The sequence below is a fragment of the Lentzea rhizosphaerae genome (assembly GCF_042649515.1).
Taxonomy (GTDB): Bacteria; Actinomycetota; Actinomycetes; order Mycobacteriales; family Pseudonocardiaceae; genus Lentzea; species Lentzea aerocolonigenes.
The window spans coordinates 44,578-57,548 of record NZ_JBHRZI010000028.1 but is presented as its reverse complement, the minus strand read 5'-3'; the positions used below and the strand labels follow the sequence as shown (position 1 = coordinate 57,548).

Sequence of the window (12,971 nt, the reverse complement as noted above, 5' to 3'; positions counted from 1 at the left end):
GCCAAAACAGCAGGCGCTCGGTGCCGGCCTCTACACAGCCGCCTAACAGGGCCAGGTCAGGGCCACACCTCCGGAGAAGTGCGGCCCTGACACCGGTTCCCGCACCGCCGCGCGCACGAGGTTGAGCACCTCGTATCGGGGTCCGGCGCGGCGGACCAGCCCGCGCACGCTCAGCGCGTGCGCGTCGTCGTGGCACTCCTGGTCGATCATGCGGTTCAGTGTTGCGCGCTGCTGTTCGTCCAACGTGGACAGCGAACGCCGCAACGAGTCGCGCAGGTGGGCCGAAGTCGGGTCCATCGGGTTGGAGCGCAACCGTTCCAGCAGGTGCTGCGGCGAGTAGACCATGAACCAGCCCGCGGCGAACTCGAGCGCGGACGGCAGCCCGTCCAGCTCGCGCACGAGACCGGCGAGCGCGGCCTGGTTCGACGGCTCTGGGCGGAAGCCGGGCCGCACCCGGTGCACGAGCGTGAGCAGGAGGCTCAGCGCCGCGTCGTCGGCGAGCGGTCCGAGCGGGAACACGTGCTCGCTGGGCAGTCCGGTGGGGGCGAGCGCCGTGACGACGACGCGCAGCCTCGGGTGGGCGGTGAGCAGGCGGGGGTCGGGCCGGTGGTCGGTGACGAGGAGGGTGTCCTGGTCGTCGTCGACCGACGGGCGCGCTTGTGGGTACCAGAGCACGGACCAGCCGCGGCGGAAGTGGAGGTCGCCGGCGACCTCGAGGGCCAGGCGGGTCTTGCCGGAGCCGCTGACGCCGGTGATCGTGACGAGGCGGTGGGGGACGCGGGCCGGGCCGGTGGTGGTGTCGGACTCCCCCCGGCTGCCAGGTGCGAGGTTCGAGGTCAGGCGCTGCCTTCCCACGAACGAGCCCGCGCTCACCGAACCCGACCCGGCCCCCGAACCACCCGGACCAGGCAGGCACCGCTCCTCCCCCACACCACCGACGGACGCCCCTGCCCCCTCCACCAGCAGCGCCCCCAACGCCGCCGCCTCCGCCTCGCGCCCCACGATCGCCATCATGGGTGCGGGCGGTGCCACCGGCATGCGGCCCGAAGTCCGGCCGCCCGCCTGTTGCAGGTCGGCTCGGCTGCCCTCGTCCAGGCGCAGGCCGTCTGCGAGCAACCGGACCGTCTCCGCGCGTGGTGAGCGGGTTCTGCCGCACTCCAGGTCGCGGATCGCGCGCACGCTCACCATCGCGAAGTCGGCCAGCTGTTGCTGGGTCAGGCCCGCGTGGATGCGGTGCGTGCGCAGTAGTTCCCCGAACTCCCTCATGCCCGTTCCCTCCTCGGTGACACGAGTCTCGGGGCGATCGGGCCGCGGAACATGGGGACGAAACCCCCATATTCACGTCCGCCGCAAATCTGGGGGACCGGTACCCATGTGCCGGCTCGCCCGCGCGTGCGAGGTTGTGTCCCGTGACCTCAGCGGCCGAGACCACCACGGGTGAGAGCTGGACAGCTGCCTTCGCCCACGCCCTGCGTCCGCTGATCGACGCCGCGCGCACCGAGGTGGCGCCGCCGTTCGACGCGTCGTTCGCCGAGCAGCTCGGACGCAAACTCGTCGCCATCGCCACCCGCACGCTGGTGCTGGAGCTGCACGAGGCGCGCGGCACGCTGCAAGGCCACACCAGCGAAGAGCGGTTCACCGAGTTCACGCGGACCCTCGACCTGACGGCGCTCTTCCACCGCTACCCCGTGCTGGCGCGGCTGCTCGCGCAGGCCTGTGAGCAGGCCGTTTCCACGCACCACGAGCTGTCGTCTCGGTTCACGCGCGACCGCGGCGAGATCGTGCGGACGGTGTTCGGCGGGCTCGACCCCGGTGCGCTGACCTCGATCGAGATGGGGCAGGGCGACGCGCACCAGCAGGGGCGCACGGTGGCGGTGCTGACCTTCGACTCCGGGGCGAAGCTCATCTACCGGCCGCGCGCGACGGCACTGCACGTGCGGTTCGTCGCCCAGCTGAGATGGCTTTCCAAGCGAACTGGAATCACCTTCCGGTCGCCGTGCCTGCTGCCCCGCGACGGCTACGGGTGGATCGAGCACATCGAGCACCGGCCGTGCGCGGACGTCGCCGGGGTCGCCGAGTTCTACCGGCGGCTCGGGGCGCTGCTGGCCCTGCTCTACGCGGTCGACGGCACGGACATGCACTACGAGAACCTCATCGCGTGCGGCGACCAGCCCGTGCTCGTGGACGTCGAGACGCTGTTCCACCCGACGCTCACACCGGACACCGACCCCGCCGTGCTGGCCCTCGTGCGGTCGGTGCACCGCACGGCTCTGCTCCCCCACGTGCTGCTCGGCGACAACGGCGTCGCGGACGTGTCCGGTGTGGGGGGTGACCGTGGCGTGCTGTCGCCGCTGGACGTCGTCGACTGGGCCGACGCCGGGACCGACCGGATGCGGCTCGTGCGGCGGCCGAGGGAGACGTCGGGGGCGCACAACCGGCCGTTGCTCGGTGACAAAACCGCCGAGCCCGCCGACTACCAGGACTCGCTGCTGGCCGGGTTCCGCGCGGGCTACGACGCGATCGTGGCTCATCGGGACGAGCTGCTGCAGCTCGTCCGTACATGTGCCGACGACGAGGTGCGGTTCATCGCCCGTGCGACGCGTCAGTACGCACGGTTGCTCGACGAGTCGACGCACCCGTCGGTGCTCGCCGACGCGCTGGACCGCGACCTCGCGTTCGGGGTGCTGGTGGTCGACGATCCGCTGCTCGACCGGCTGGTGCCGTTCGAGGTCTCCGACCTGTGGCGCGGTGACGTGCCGTTGTTCACGTGCCGTCCGGGGTCGGCCGACCTGTGGACGGCGTCCGGGCTCCGGCTGCCGGGGATGCTGCCGGAGCCCGGACTGCTCGCCGTCGAACGCAAGATCGCGGCGATGAGCGAGGTCGACCGGCACGACCAGCAGTGGGTGATCACGGCCCTGCTGGCGTCACGGCCGCGGCCGGTGTCGCACCACAGCGGTGACGCACTGCCGGGGCACGTCGCCGCGGTCGACCCGGACCCGGCGCGGTTGCTGGTCGCCGCGTGCGGAATCGCCGACCAGATCCTCGCGCACGCCGTCACCGGCAGGAACCGCGTCAACTGGCTCGGCCTCGAGCTCGTCGACGACCAGCACTGGACCGTGCAGGCACTCGGCGCCGGTCTGTCCAACGGTTACACGGGCGTGGCGCTGTTCCTGGCCGAGCTCGGCGCGTTGACCGGCGCGGCCAGGTACGTCGACTTCGCCCACGACGCGCTGCGCCCGTTGCCCGCGCTGCTCGAGATGTTCGCCGCGGAACCAGAACTCGTCGAGGCGGCGGGCGGCGGGGTGCACGGCCTGGGCGGCATCTGTTACGGCCTCAAGCGTCTGACCACGCTGCTCGGCCTCGACCCGTCGCTGCTGGAACGCGCGGTGTCGGTGATGCCGCGCGAGGACTCGGTCCCCGGCGTCGTGGACGGCCTCGCGGGGTCGCTGGCCGCCATGCTCGCCGTCGGCACGCCCGCGTCACTCGCCCTCGCGGACCACTACGCCGCCGTTCTGCGCACCGCCCGGTGCAGCGCGAACGGCTTCGCGCGCGGCCAGTCCGGAATCGGATGGGCCCTGCGGCGTTACGCGGCAACGGTTCGCGACGAGTTAACGGGTGTGGCAGCAGAAGCGTTCCTGGAGAGCGACGCCATCGACCCGACGGATGCCGGGTGGTGCGCGGGGCTCTCGGGTGCTGCACTGGCACGCGACGACGAACGACTGGCCGGTCTGCTGGCGTCACGGGAACCGTTGCGGGACATGAGTCTCTGCCACGGTGAACTGGGCGTCGTCGAAGCACTGGCCGCCCACCACCCCAGCGCCGCGACCCGCCGCACGGCGTTGTTGCTGGGAGCACTGGACGAGCACGGCGCACGGTGCGCCACACCGGGTGGCGTTGCGTCGCCCGGCCTGCTCACGGGTCTGGCCGGCATCGGCCACGGCCTGCTGCGCCAGGGCTTTCCGGTGCCTTCAGTCCTGCAGCTCGAACCCGATCCGACACACTGAGGAGTGCACCCGATGAACGAGTCCCTGCACCGCACGGCCGCCCAGCCCGAGCCGGCCGAGCACGTGATCGGGGAGATGGAGCTCGCCCCGAAGACCCGCGCGGGAGCGAGGGCGCGAGCGTTGATGGGCCTGACCCTCGCGATGAGCGCGGTCTCGGCGATCACGCCCACGCTGGCCGAGACGACCGTCAGCGCCAGGTGATCCATTCGGCCTGAATGCGTCTGTGCAGCCGACACGGAGGGCTTCACACGGCCGTTAGGGTCCAGGAATGCAGACCCGAGCGCCCCACGTGGTCGGCCGCGACCGAGAGGTCGCGGCCATCACCGGGGCACTCGGACACATCCGTGAATCCCGTGGTGGCGCCCTCTTCCTGACGGGTGAGGCCGGCATCGGCAAATCCAGGCTCGCGCGGTACGCGGCGGGCCAGGCGTTCGACGAGGGCATGCGGGTGCTCAAGGGACGCGGCACGACGATCGGGCCGATGGTGCCGTTTCGTCCAATCGCGGAAGCCCTTCTGGGTCTCTTCCGCGGCGAACCACCGGACGACTCCGCGCTCGGGCCCTACAAACCCGTGCTGGGCACGCTGATCCCGGAGTGGCACGACCACCGGTCCACCACGGAGTCGGTCGTGGTGCTCGCCGAGGCGGTGCTGCGGCTGCTCGCGTCCGTCGCGCGCAAGACGCCGTGCCTGCTCGTCCTCGAAGACCTGCACGAGGCGGACGCCGAGACGCTCGCCGTCGTCGAGTACCTCGCGGACAACCTGGAGGACCAGCCGGTCCTGCTGCTCGCGACGATCCGCACCGAACCCGGCCACGCGTGGGAGCTCGTCCAGCGGATCGTGCAGCGCGGTTCCGCCGTCCTGCTCGAACTGCACCGGCTCTCGCAGGCCGAGGTCGGGCAGATGACCGCCGCCTGTCTGGAGAGCGCGCAGGTCCCGCGGGAGCTGACCGATCGCTTGTGGACGGACAGCGCCGGAAACCCGTTCCTGGTCGAGGAACTGCTGCACAGCATGGTGAGCAGCGGGCTCCTGCTGTCCGGCGAGCACGGCTGGCAGGTGCTCGGCGAGCTCAAGCTGCCGGTGCCGGCGGCGTTCGTGCGCAGCGTCGCGCACCGCACGGACAGGCTCGGTCCGCAGGGCCGCGAGGTGCTGTCGATCGCCGCGGTGCTGGGCCACCGCTTCCCGCTCTCGGTGGTGCAGAAGGTGACCGGCACCGACGACCGCCGCCTGCTCAGCCACCTGCACGCGGGTGTCGCCGCTCAGCTCGTGACGCCGGACGAGCCCGCTCCCGACTGGTACGCGTTCCGGCACCCGCTCACCGCGGATGCGTTGCTCGCCCAGCTGACGCCCGCCGAACGTGCGGACCTGTCCCAGCGCACCGCCGACGTGATCGAGGAACTGCACCCCGGACTGCCCAGCGACTGGTGCCCGCTCGTCGCGAAGCTGCGGTCCGACGCCGGATCCCCCACCCAGGCAGGCCTTCTGTTCGCCGAGGCGGGCAAACGGGCGCTGGCGGGCGGCGCGGCGGGCTCGGCCGTCACGTTGCTCGACCGCGCGCAACGCCTGCTGGCGGACGACATCACCGCACGCGCGGACGTCCTGGACACGCTCCTTCCCGCGCTGGCCGAGACGGGCGACTTCGAACGGGCGTTCGCGCTGGACGTGCCCGGGCTGCACGGCCTGGAGGGCTCACGCCGCGCCAGGCTCCACACGCGACTCGCCCGCGTCGCCCACATCGCCGGGTGGTTCACCGAAGGCGTGGAACAGGTGCGCATCGCCCGCACGCTGCTCGGACCGGACGCGCCCGACGAGCTGACCGCGCAGCTCGACGTGAACTCGGCCTACCTCACGCTGAACATCCCGAGCCCCGACCGGATCTCCTCGGCAGCGGGACTCGCGCGGCAGGCTGCTCTCGCGGCGGACCGGGCGCACCTGCCGGCGGTCGCGTGCGAGGCGTGGCAGCTCCTCGGGGTCATCGCACGCGAACAGGACCTCCACGAGGCCAACGCGTGCTTCGGCAAGGCACTCGCGCTCGCGGACACCCACCGGATGCCGATCCAGCACGTCTACGCGCTGGTGCGCCTGGCGGGCAACGACTGGCTCGAACACGGCAGCACCGCAGCGCTGGGCCGCACGCACGCCGAGGCGTACCGGGCGGGTGCGATCACGGTGGCGCACAACGTGGACGCGATCCTGGCGTTGCAGTCCGTGCTCACCGGCGACTACGCGGTGGCCGCCGAGCAGATCGACCGGTGCCTGCACACGACCACGCGCCTGCGGCTGCACGTCCTGACCCGGTACCTGTTGATGGCGAAGGCGACGCTGGCCGCGCACCGCGGCGACCGCGCCGGAACCGATGACGCCATCAGGGAGTTCGAAGCGGTCGCGAAGAGCGGCACGCAGGAGTTCCCGCTCTGCTACGGACTCGCGAGCGCGTTCTGCGCCCTCCTCGAAGAGAACCACGCGCTGGCAACGCAGGAGCTCGACCGGGCGCGCGCCCTGGAGTCGCAGAACCCCACGACGTTCCACCTCTCCGGCACGCACGGCATGGACGTGCTCCTCGGGGTGCTCGACGGCCGGTTCGACTGGCACGACTACGTCGTGCTGGCCAAGGGTTCGCCCGCCGGCATGCGGTGGAACCGGCAGTTCGCCGAACTCGCGCACGCCGTGTTGCTCGGCCGCGACAACCGGTGCAGCGAGGCCCTGGAGGCCTTCCAGCGCGCCCAGGACGCCGCGGCCATCTACCCGATGGCACGGCACCTCGGCCTGCGGCTGGTCGCACCGGAGGCCGCCGCGTGGGGCGATCCGGTGTCCTGGCTGCGTTCGGCCGAGGAGTACTTCCACCAGGCGTCGATCCCCGCGGTGGCGTCGGCGTGCCGGGGCCTGCTCAGGCAGGCCGGCGCACCCGTCCAGCAACGCCGCACCGGCACCGAACAGGTGCCGCAGCAGCTGCGCGGGCACGGCGTGACGGTGCGCGAGTTCGAGGTGTTCGTGCTGCTGGCGGACCGGATGGGCAACAAGGCCATCGGGACCCGGCTGCACATCTCGCCGCGCACGGTGGAGAAGCACGTCGCGTCGCTGATCGCCAAGACGGGTCAGCCCGACCGGGAGTCCCTCTCCGCGTACGCCGCCGCGCTGAGCCGCTGACGTTCGCGCTTGAGCCGTGCCTCGTACTCGTGGCGCCTGCCGTTGCCCAGGGCCTCCCGCGTCGCGCGTTCCACGTCACGGAAGACGTCGTAGTAGGTGTCGTCGTACTGCTCGACAACTTCGAACGTCCACCGCCCCGGCAGCACGTTGCGGCCGAGCAGCTCCCGTTGCACCCGGTCCGCGTGCTCGTGGTGGCCCGCCTCGCGCAGTGCCTCGATCGCCTCGTCCAGCATGAAGTCGGCCGATCCGGTGAGCTGGTGGAACGAGTAGAGGTGGCCGCGCGCCCGTTCGGTGGTCTCCAGCGCCTTGCTCAGCTTGCCCAGGGCTTCGATCGTCTGGTCGTCCATGCCGGAACGAATACCCCGCGGGCGTTTGCCCCTACCCTTCCCGGGTAGCCGGTGATCGACCACGTCACGACCAAACCACGAGGTGAGTTCGATGGTCGACGTCACCACCCGCACGCGGGTCCAGCAGGCCGCACTCGTCGTCGCAGCGGTGTTCGCGCTGGTCGGCGTGCTCGGATTCATCCCGGGCATCACGACGGACTACGACCAGATGACCTTCGCGGGTCACGAGTCCGGCGCGATGCTCCTCGGCGTCTTCATGGTGTCGATCCTGCACAACATCGTGCACCTCCTGTTCGGCGTCGCGGGCTTCCTGGCCGCGCGCACACCGGCGGGCGCACGGGCGTTCCTGATCGGCGGCGGCGCGATCTACCTCGTGCTGTGGCTGTACGGACTCGTGATCGACAAGACGAGCGACGCGAACTTCGTGCCGCTCAACTCCGCGGACGACTGGCTGCACTTCGTCCTCGGCCTCGGCATGATCGGACTGGGAGTCGCACTTGGCCGACGTGCCGCAGTGCGCTGACACCGTTGGCGTAGAAGAAGAGTTCCTTCTCGTCGACACGGCGTCCGGACGCACCTCGGTGCGGGCGGACGCCGTGCTGGCGCGTGTCCAGGACAGCGAGCTCACCAGGTTCCACGCCGAGCTCGCGGGCACGCAGGTCGAGGCGGCGACCGGTCCGTGCACCTCGGTCGCCGACCTGGGCGAGGCGTTGCGGCAGGCCCGCACGGCGCTCGAGAAGGCGGCCGAGGAGGTCGGTCTGGGGCTGCTTTCCCGCGGCACACCGCAGAAACCGTCGAAGCGGGAGATCGTCAGCCGCGGCAACCCGCGGTTCCGCCACGTGCTGGACACCTACGCGGGAGTCGTCGAGCACTACGAGGCCTGCGGGTGCCACGTTCACGTCGGTGTGCCCGACCGCGAGACCGGCGTGCGTGTGCTGAACCACGTCCGGCCGTGGCTGCCGACGCTGCTCGCCTTGTCCGCCAACTCACCGGACAACGGCTACGCGAGCTGGCGGATGGTGGAGCAGTCGCGCTTCCCCGGTTCCGGCGTGCCTCCGGTCTTCTCCGGCGCCGCCGAGTACGACGCCGCCGTCGCCAGGATGGTCGCTTGCGGAACGCTCGTGGACCGCGCCCAGTCGTTCTGGCTCGCCCGCCTGTCGCCGAAGCTGCCGACCGTGGAGTTCCGCGCGGCGGACGCGGCGGCGACGGTCGAGGACGCGGTCCTGCAAGCGGCCCTGTCGCGCGCTCTGGTGCACACGGCGTGCCACGGGGTGGAGTCACCCCCGGTGCGGGACGACGTGTGCGCAGCGGCCGTCTGGGCGGCTTCCCGGTACGGTCTGGACGGTGCGGCGGTCGATCCGTGGCGGGAGTGCCGGGTGCCGGCGACCGCTCTGCTCGAACGCCTGGTGGAGCACGTGACACCGGCGCTGGAGGACCGCGGCGAGCTCGCGCTCGTGCATGACCTCGTCGACCGGCGGGTATGACACCGTGGTGAAGCTTCCCCCGCCCCGAGGCCCGCTCTCGGAGACCGTCATCAGCACGCTGAGCGGCGACCCGGACGGCCGCCCGATCCCGTTCACCGACGCCGACCCTTACGGCGAGGACCTGACCATCGCGCTGCACGTGCTGTACGAGCTGCACTACTGCGGTTTCGACGGCGTGCACCCCGCCTGGGAGTGGGATCCGCAGCTGCTCGCCCTGCGCGCCCAGGCCGAGATCGTCTTCCTCGCCGCGCTGCGGTCCGATGTGGACGGCGGAGAGGACCTCGACGCGGAGTTGGACGCGTTGCTGGTCGAACACGTGCCCGGCAGCGGGGTGTCGCACCACCTGCGGGACAACGGGACCTGGGACGAGATGCGCGAGTACTTCGCGCACAGGTCTGTGTACCACCACAAGGAAGCCGACCCGCACGCGTGGGTGATCCCGAGGCTGCGCGGCAGGGCCAAGGCGGCGCTGGTGGCGGTGGAGTTCGACGAGTTCGGCGGCGGCAAGGCCGACCGGATGCACTCGCGCCTCTACGCCGACCTGCTCGAAGGCGCCGGAATGTCGTCGGGCTACCTGCACTACCTCGACGACGTGCCGGCACCGGCCATCGCGATCGTCAACATGATGTCGTTGTTCGGCCTGCACCGGTCGTTGCGCGGCGCGCTGGTCGGCCACTTCGCCGCCGCGGAGATCACCACGGCACCGAGCGCGCAACGGATGGCGCAGGCGTTGGACCGGCTCGGCGCCGATCCGCGGTGCGTCGAGTTCTTCACCGAGCACATCGAGGCCGACGCCGTGCACGAGCAGATCATGCGCCGCGACGTCATCGGGTCACTGCTGGAGCAGGAGCCGGAGCTCAAGGGGGACGTGGTGTTCGGCATCCAGGCCACGGAACTGCTGGAGGCGCGGCTCGCGGATCATCTGCTGTCGAGCTGGCGTTCCGGCGAGTCGTCGCTGCGCACGCGCTTGCGGTGGCTGGTGTCGCAGAACGGGTAGCGCTTGCTGCGGCGGCACGCGCACACCGCGACCACGAACCGGTCGCTGGTGTGCGTCACACCGTCGTCGGTGACGAGCTCGACCGGACCCTCAACGAGCACCGGACCGTTCGGCACCACCGTCACCCTGCGGGCGTTCTGGCCGGTCACCGCGGATCACCACCAGTTCCTCTTGCCGCTGACCGGGCGCGATCAGCCCGTGCCTCTCGAGAAAGTCGATCCTGCCGTTCATCACCGGGCCGAACGGCACCCAGCGCCGTTGCACGACCGCCGCTTTCAGGCCGTTGTCCCGCAGCTGCCGCACCGTCGTGTCCACTCCGCACAGTGCCGAGTGGACGATCAGCACGACCCCTCCCGGCACCAGGAGGTCGAACGTCCTGGCGCACAAAGGGTCCAGCAGCTGACGTCCGTCCACACCCGCGTCCCACGCCCGTGCCGGACCGCTCGCCGCGCAAGGGTTGGCAGCAGGCACGTAGGGCGGATTGGCGAGCACCAGGTCGAAACGCTCGTCCGCGATGACGTCCAGCGCGTTGCCGAGCCGGACCCGCATCGGCAGCCGGTGCAGGGCGGCGTTGATCCGTGCGGTCCACACCGCACGCCGGGAGACGTCCACCCCGGTCACCTCGGCGGCTCCGGCGCGGATCGCGGCGATGGCCAGCGCACCGGTGCCGGTGCCGATGTCGAGCACGCGGACACCCGCCGGGATCGCCGCGGCGCGCATCGCCTCGACGAGGAGCGCGGTGTCGTCCTGGGGCGCGTACACGCCCGGAGCTCTGAGCAGCCTCACCCCGTGAGAATCCCCCGCCGGAAGACCTTGAAACACGGCGTTTTTCCAGGCTTTTCGCGGGTACACGGGGATGTGCTGACGACTGTCTTCCGCCTGCTCGCCAAGGCCAGGCACGACCGCGCCCTGCACCCGCGGGGCCTCCAGACGACCGGCGAGCTGAGCGGCACCGACCCCTTCCCCCACAACGCCACCGTGACCGTGCGGCTCTCCAAGGGCGCGGGCACACCGCCCGGCAAGCCGGACGTGCTCGGCATCGCGCTGCGCGTGCCCACCGAGTCGGGCGACTGGGACCTGCTGATGTCCAGCACCGGCACGGGCGAGCGGACTCGGATGCTGCCGAAGTTCGTGCGGCACTGGCGCGACGCCCGGCTCGGCACGCTGGCGCCGTACCGCTACCGCGGCGAGCTGGTGTGGTTCATGGCCGTGCCGGACGACGGCGAGCCGCCGGCGCGGTTCACGATCCACTCGTCCGGGAAGGACGCCGACTGGCGCGAGGTCGCCACCGTGTCGCTGAACCCTCCGAACGGTGACTCCGCGCCGCTGGCGTTCAACCCCGTCCACAACCGGCACGCGGAGATGGAGCTGGCGCCGCGCTGGCTCGCCCTGCTGCGCGAGCAGGCCTACGAGGGGAGCAGGCGCGGCCGCCAGGAGTCATGACTTCAGCTTGTCGTACGCCAGGTTCAGCGCGTCCGAGGCCGCGACGGCGGTCAACGCGGTCGCGACGAGACGGGTGACCCTCGGTGCGAACACGAGACCGGCGGTGAGCCCGCTCGCGATCCACACCCCCGCGCAGAACGGGCACGTGAGCAGCTCGCCCACCGCGTGCTGCGCCGGGTGGTCGTCGCGAGGGCTCTCCTTGAGCTCCGCGTGGCCCGCCGGTGCCTCGTACCGGGTGAACGGAGCCCGCAGCGGACTCGTCACCGCCTCCTTGGTCAGCAACCGGCTCGCCTTGTGCGTCGCCACGCCGACGAGCGCGGTGTCGCGCAGCGAGAACCGCTCGGGCAGCCGGACGCCGGTGAGGCGCCCGGCCACCGAAACGGCGCCGGCCAGAGCCGCGTAGCTGCCGATGGCGAGGAGGTAGCCGGGCAGCGGCCTGCCCTCGCCGTAGGCCTGCCAGATCTTCCTCACGCCTTCGTTACCTCCGCGCTGACAGCGTTCGGGCCGTTGTAGTCGCGCTCCGGCAGACGCTCCAGCGCCGCCAGCACGTCCTCGCCCGCGCCGTTCTCACTGGCCTTGTCCAGCAGGTTCTGCTTGGTCACCGGGTAGTCCACGCCGGAGAGGTACTTCTGGATCTCGATGGGGTTCGGTTGGCTCATGGCGCGCGAGTACCCGTCAGGAGTCGGCTGAACCGGGCTCGGTCATGGTGCGCATCATCTTCGCCTTCACCGGATCCGGTGCGACCTTGCCCGCGACCGCCTGGACCTTGTTCTTCAGCGAACCCGCGACCACGTGGTCGTCGCCCTTCATCAGCGCGTCGAAGCCCTGCTGCGCCACCTTCGCCGGGTCGTCCTTGTCCCCCGTGGCGACCTTGGTGTCCTGCATGCCCGCACGCTCGAAGAACTCGGTGTCCGTCGGACCCGGCATGAGCGTCGTGACGGTGACGCCGGTGTCGCGCAGCTCCTCGCGCAGGCCCTGGGCGAACGACGCCAGGAACGCCTTCGAGGCCGCGTAGACCGAGTGGAACGGGCCGGGCGCGGTGGCGGCGATCGACGAGGTGAACAGGACCTTGCCCTCCTTGCGGTCCACCATGTCGCTGATCAGGCGGTGCGCGAGGTGCACGGCGGAGCGGACGTTCAGGTCCACGATCTCCAGGTTGTCGTCCACCGACGTGTCGCGCACGAAATCGCCGCCGACGCCGACGCCCGCGTTGATCGCGAGCACGTCCACCGGCCGTCCCATCGCCCGGACGTGGGCCACGAGCGCCTCCACGCCGTCATAACCACGCAGGTCGACGCGCACCGGTTCCACCCGCACGCCACCGCTGCGCAGGCTCAGCTGCGCGGCCGCGTCGGCGATCTTCTCGTTCTCCGCGGCGACGACGACGTCGAAGCCGTTGTCCGCGAGGACTTTCGCGAGTTCGTAACCTATTCCACTCGAAGCACCGGTTACGACGGCAAGCGCATTCACAGGTCTTCTCCTTCCGGTCAACACACCGGATACCCGTGGCCACCAGGTCGATGCGACATCGGCCGAAAGTCCGATGCAACC

At 71.2% G+C, this 12,971-nt stretch carries 14 protein-coding genes; 7 read left to right on the top strand and 7 right to left on the bottom strand.

The genetic code is table 11. The annotated features are described in order from the left end of the window. Nucleotides 1-42: 42 nt before the first annotated feature. Nucleotides 43-1,266, bottom strand: coding sequence for a helix-turn-helix domain-containing protein (locus ACFOWZ_RS32185; protein WP_382377702.1), 1,224 nt, complete (start codon nt 1,264-1,266; stop codon nt 43-45). Nucleotides 1,267-1,409: 143 nt separating this feature from the next. Between ACFOWZ_RS32185 and ACFOWZ_RS32180 the strand changes: the two genes are divergently transcribed. The 3 genes from ACFOWZ_RS32180 (at nt 1,410) to ACFOWZ_RS32170 (ending at nt 7,149) form a co-directional block, all read left to right on the top strand. After that, a complete protein-coding gene (locus ACFOWZ_RS32180) occupies nt 1,410-4,004 on the top strand; it encodes a type 2 lanthipeptide synthetase LanM family protein (protein WP_382377701.1) in 2,595 nt (864 codons plus the stop codon). Between the two features lie 12 nt (nt 4,005-4,016). Beyond that, nucleotides 4,017-4,205, top strand: coding sequence for a hypothetical protein (locus ACFOWZ_RS32175; RefSeq protein WP_030472766.1), 189 nt, complete (start codon nt 4,017-4,019; stop codon nt 4,203-4,205). Between the two features lie 67 nt (nt 4,206-4,272). Next, nucleotides 4,273-7,149: an AAA family ATPase gene (locus tag ACFOWZ_RS32170; protein WP_382377700.1), complete on the top strand. Its 2,877-nt coding sequence runs from the start codon at nt 4,273-4,275 to the stop codon at nt 7,147-7,149. Here ACFOWZ_RS32170 and ACFOWZ_RS32165 read toward each other — a convergent pair. Further along, a complete protein-coding gene (locus ACFOWZ_RS32165; protein ID WP_382377699.1) occupies nt 7,098-7,496 on the bottom strand; it encodes a hypothetical protein in 399 nt (132 codons plus the stop codon). The genes ACFOWZ_RS32170 and ACFOWZ_RS32165 overlap by 52 nt on opposite strands. 91 nt (nt 7,497-7,587) lie before the next feature. Between ACFOWZ_RS32165 and ACFOWZ_RS32160 the strand changes: the two genes are divergently transcribed. The 3 genes from ACFOWZ_RS32160 to ACFOWZ_RS32150 are packed head-to-tail and all read left to right on the top strand — an operon-like array spanning nt 7,588 to nt 9,977. Further along, a complete protein-coding gene (locus ACFOWZ_RS32160; protein WP_382377698.1) occupies nt 7,588-8,019 on the top strand; it encodes a DUF4383 domain-containing protein in 432 nt (143 codons plus the stop codon). After that, nucleotides 8,003-8,980, top strand: a complete 978-nt coding sequence (locus ACFOWZ_RS32155; protein WP_382377747.1) for a carboxylate-amine ligase — start codon at nt 8,003-8,005, stop codon at nt 8,978-8,980. The genes ACFOWZ_RS32160 and ACFOWZ_RS32155 overlap by 17 nt, the downstream gene beginning before the upstream one ends. After that, nucleotides 8,955-9,977 (top strand): iron-containing redox enzyme family protein, encoded by a 1,023-nt coding sequence (locus tag ACFOWZ_RS32150; RefSeq protein ID WP_382377697.1) that lies wholly within the window; start codon nt 8,955-8,957, stop codon nt 9,975-9,977. The genes ACFOWZ_RS32155 and ACFOWZ_RS32150 overlap by 26 nt, the downstream gene beginning before the upstream one ends. Here ACFOWZ_RS32150 and ACFOWZ_RS32145 read toward each other — a convergent pair. After that, complete coding sequence (locus ACFOWZ_RS32145) at nt 9,899-10,126, bottom strand: CDGSH iron-sulfur domain-containing protein (protein WP_382377695.1); 228 nt, start codon at nt 10,124-10,126, stop codon at nt 9,899-9,901. The two genes, ACFOWZ_RS32150 and ACFOWZ_RS32145, sit on opposite strands and share 79 nt — an antisense overlap. Next, on the bottom strand, nt 10,068-10,763 hold the full coding sequence (locus ACFOWZ_RS32140) for a HemK2/MTQ2 family protein methyltransferase (RefSeq protein WP_382377693.1): 696 nt from the start codon (nt 10,761-10,763) through the stop codon (nt 10,068-10,070). Before ACFOWZ_RS32140 ends, ACFOWZ_RS32145 begins: the two co-directional genes overlap by 59 nt. 72 nt (nt 10,764-10,835) lie before the next feature. On the opposite strand from ACFOWZ_RS32140, the gene ACFOWZ_RS32135 reads away from it, so the two are divergent. Beyond that, nucleotides 10,836-11,420: a hypothetical protein gene (locus ACFOWZ_RS32135; RefSeq protein WP_382377691.1), complete on the top strand. Its 585-nt coding sequence runs from the start codon at nt 10,836-10,838 to the stop codon at nt 11,418-11,420. On the opposite strand, the gene ACFOWZ_RS32130 is transcribed toward ACFOWZ_RS32135, so the two are convergent. The 3 genes from ACFOWZ_RS32130 to ACFOWZ_RS32120 are packed head-to-tail and all read right to left on the bottom strand — an operon-like array spanning nt 11,415 to nt 12,890. After that, nucleotides 11,415-11,891, bottom strand: a complete 477-nt coding sequence (locus ACFOWZ_RS32130; protein WP_382377690.1) for a DUF1360 domain-containing protein — start codon at nt 11,889-11,891, stop codon at nt 11,415-11,417. The two genes, ACFOWZ_RS32135 and ACFOWZ_RS32130, sit on opposite strands and share 6 nt — an antisense overlap. After that, entirely contained in the window at nt 11,888-12,079 is a 192-nt protein-coding gene (locus ACFOWZ_RS32125; RefSeq protein WP_382377689.1) for a DUF2795 domain-containing protein, read from the bottom strand. Before ACFOWZ_RS32125 ends, ACFOWZ_RS32130 begins: the two co-directional genes overlap by 4 nt. Before the next feature lie 16 nt (nt 12,080-12,095). Continuing rightward, nucleotides 12,096-12,890 (bottom strand): SDR family NAD(P)-dependent oxidoreductase, encoded by a 795-nt coding sequence (locus ACFOWZ_RS32120; RefSeq protein ID WP_382377688.1) that lies wholly within the window; start codon nt 12,888-12,890, stop codon nt 12,096-12,098. Between the last annotated feature and the right edge of the window lie 81 nt (nt 12,891-12,971).

Bases quoted from the DNA above. Each gene is read 5' to 3' on its own strand.
- ACFOWZ_RS32150 (WP_382377697.1), top strand. From the start codon at position 8,955: ATGACCTCGTCGACCGGCGGGTATGACACCGTGGTGAAGCTTCCCCCG.
- ACFOWZ_RS32170 (WP_382377700.1), top strand. From the start codon at position 4,273: ATGCAGACCCGAGCGCCCCACGTGGTCGGCCGCGACCGAGAGGTCGCG.
- ACFOWZ_RS32175 (WP_030472766.1), top strand. From the start codon at position 4,017: ATGAACGAGTCCCTGCACCGCACGGCCGCCCAGCCCGAGCCGGCCGAG.
- ACFOWZ_RS32185 (WP_382377702.1), bottom strand. From the start codon at position 1,266: ATGAGGGAGTTCGGGGAACTACTGCGCACGCACCGCATCCACGCGGGC.
- ACFOWZ_RS32160 (WP_382377698.1), top strand. From the start codon at position 7,588: ATGGTCGACGTCACCACCCGCACGCGGGTCCAGCAGGCCGCACTCGTC.
- ACFOWZ_RS32165 (WP_382377699.1), bottom strand. From the start codon at position 7,496: ATGGACGACCAGACGATCGAAGCCCTGGGCAAGCTGAGCAAGGCGCTG.
- ACFOWZ_RS32125 (WP_382377689.1), bottom strand. From the start codon at position 12,079: ATGAGCCAACCGAACCCCATCGAGATCCAGAAGTACCTCTCCGGCGTG.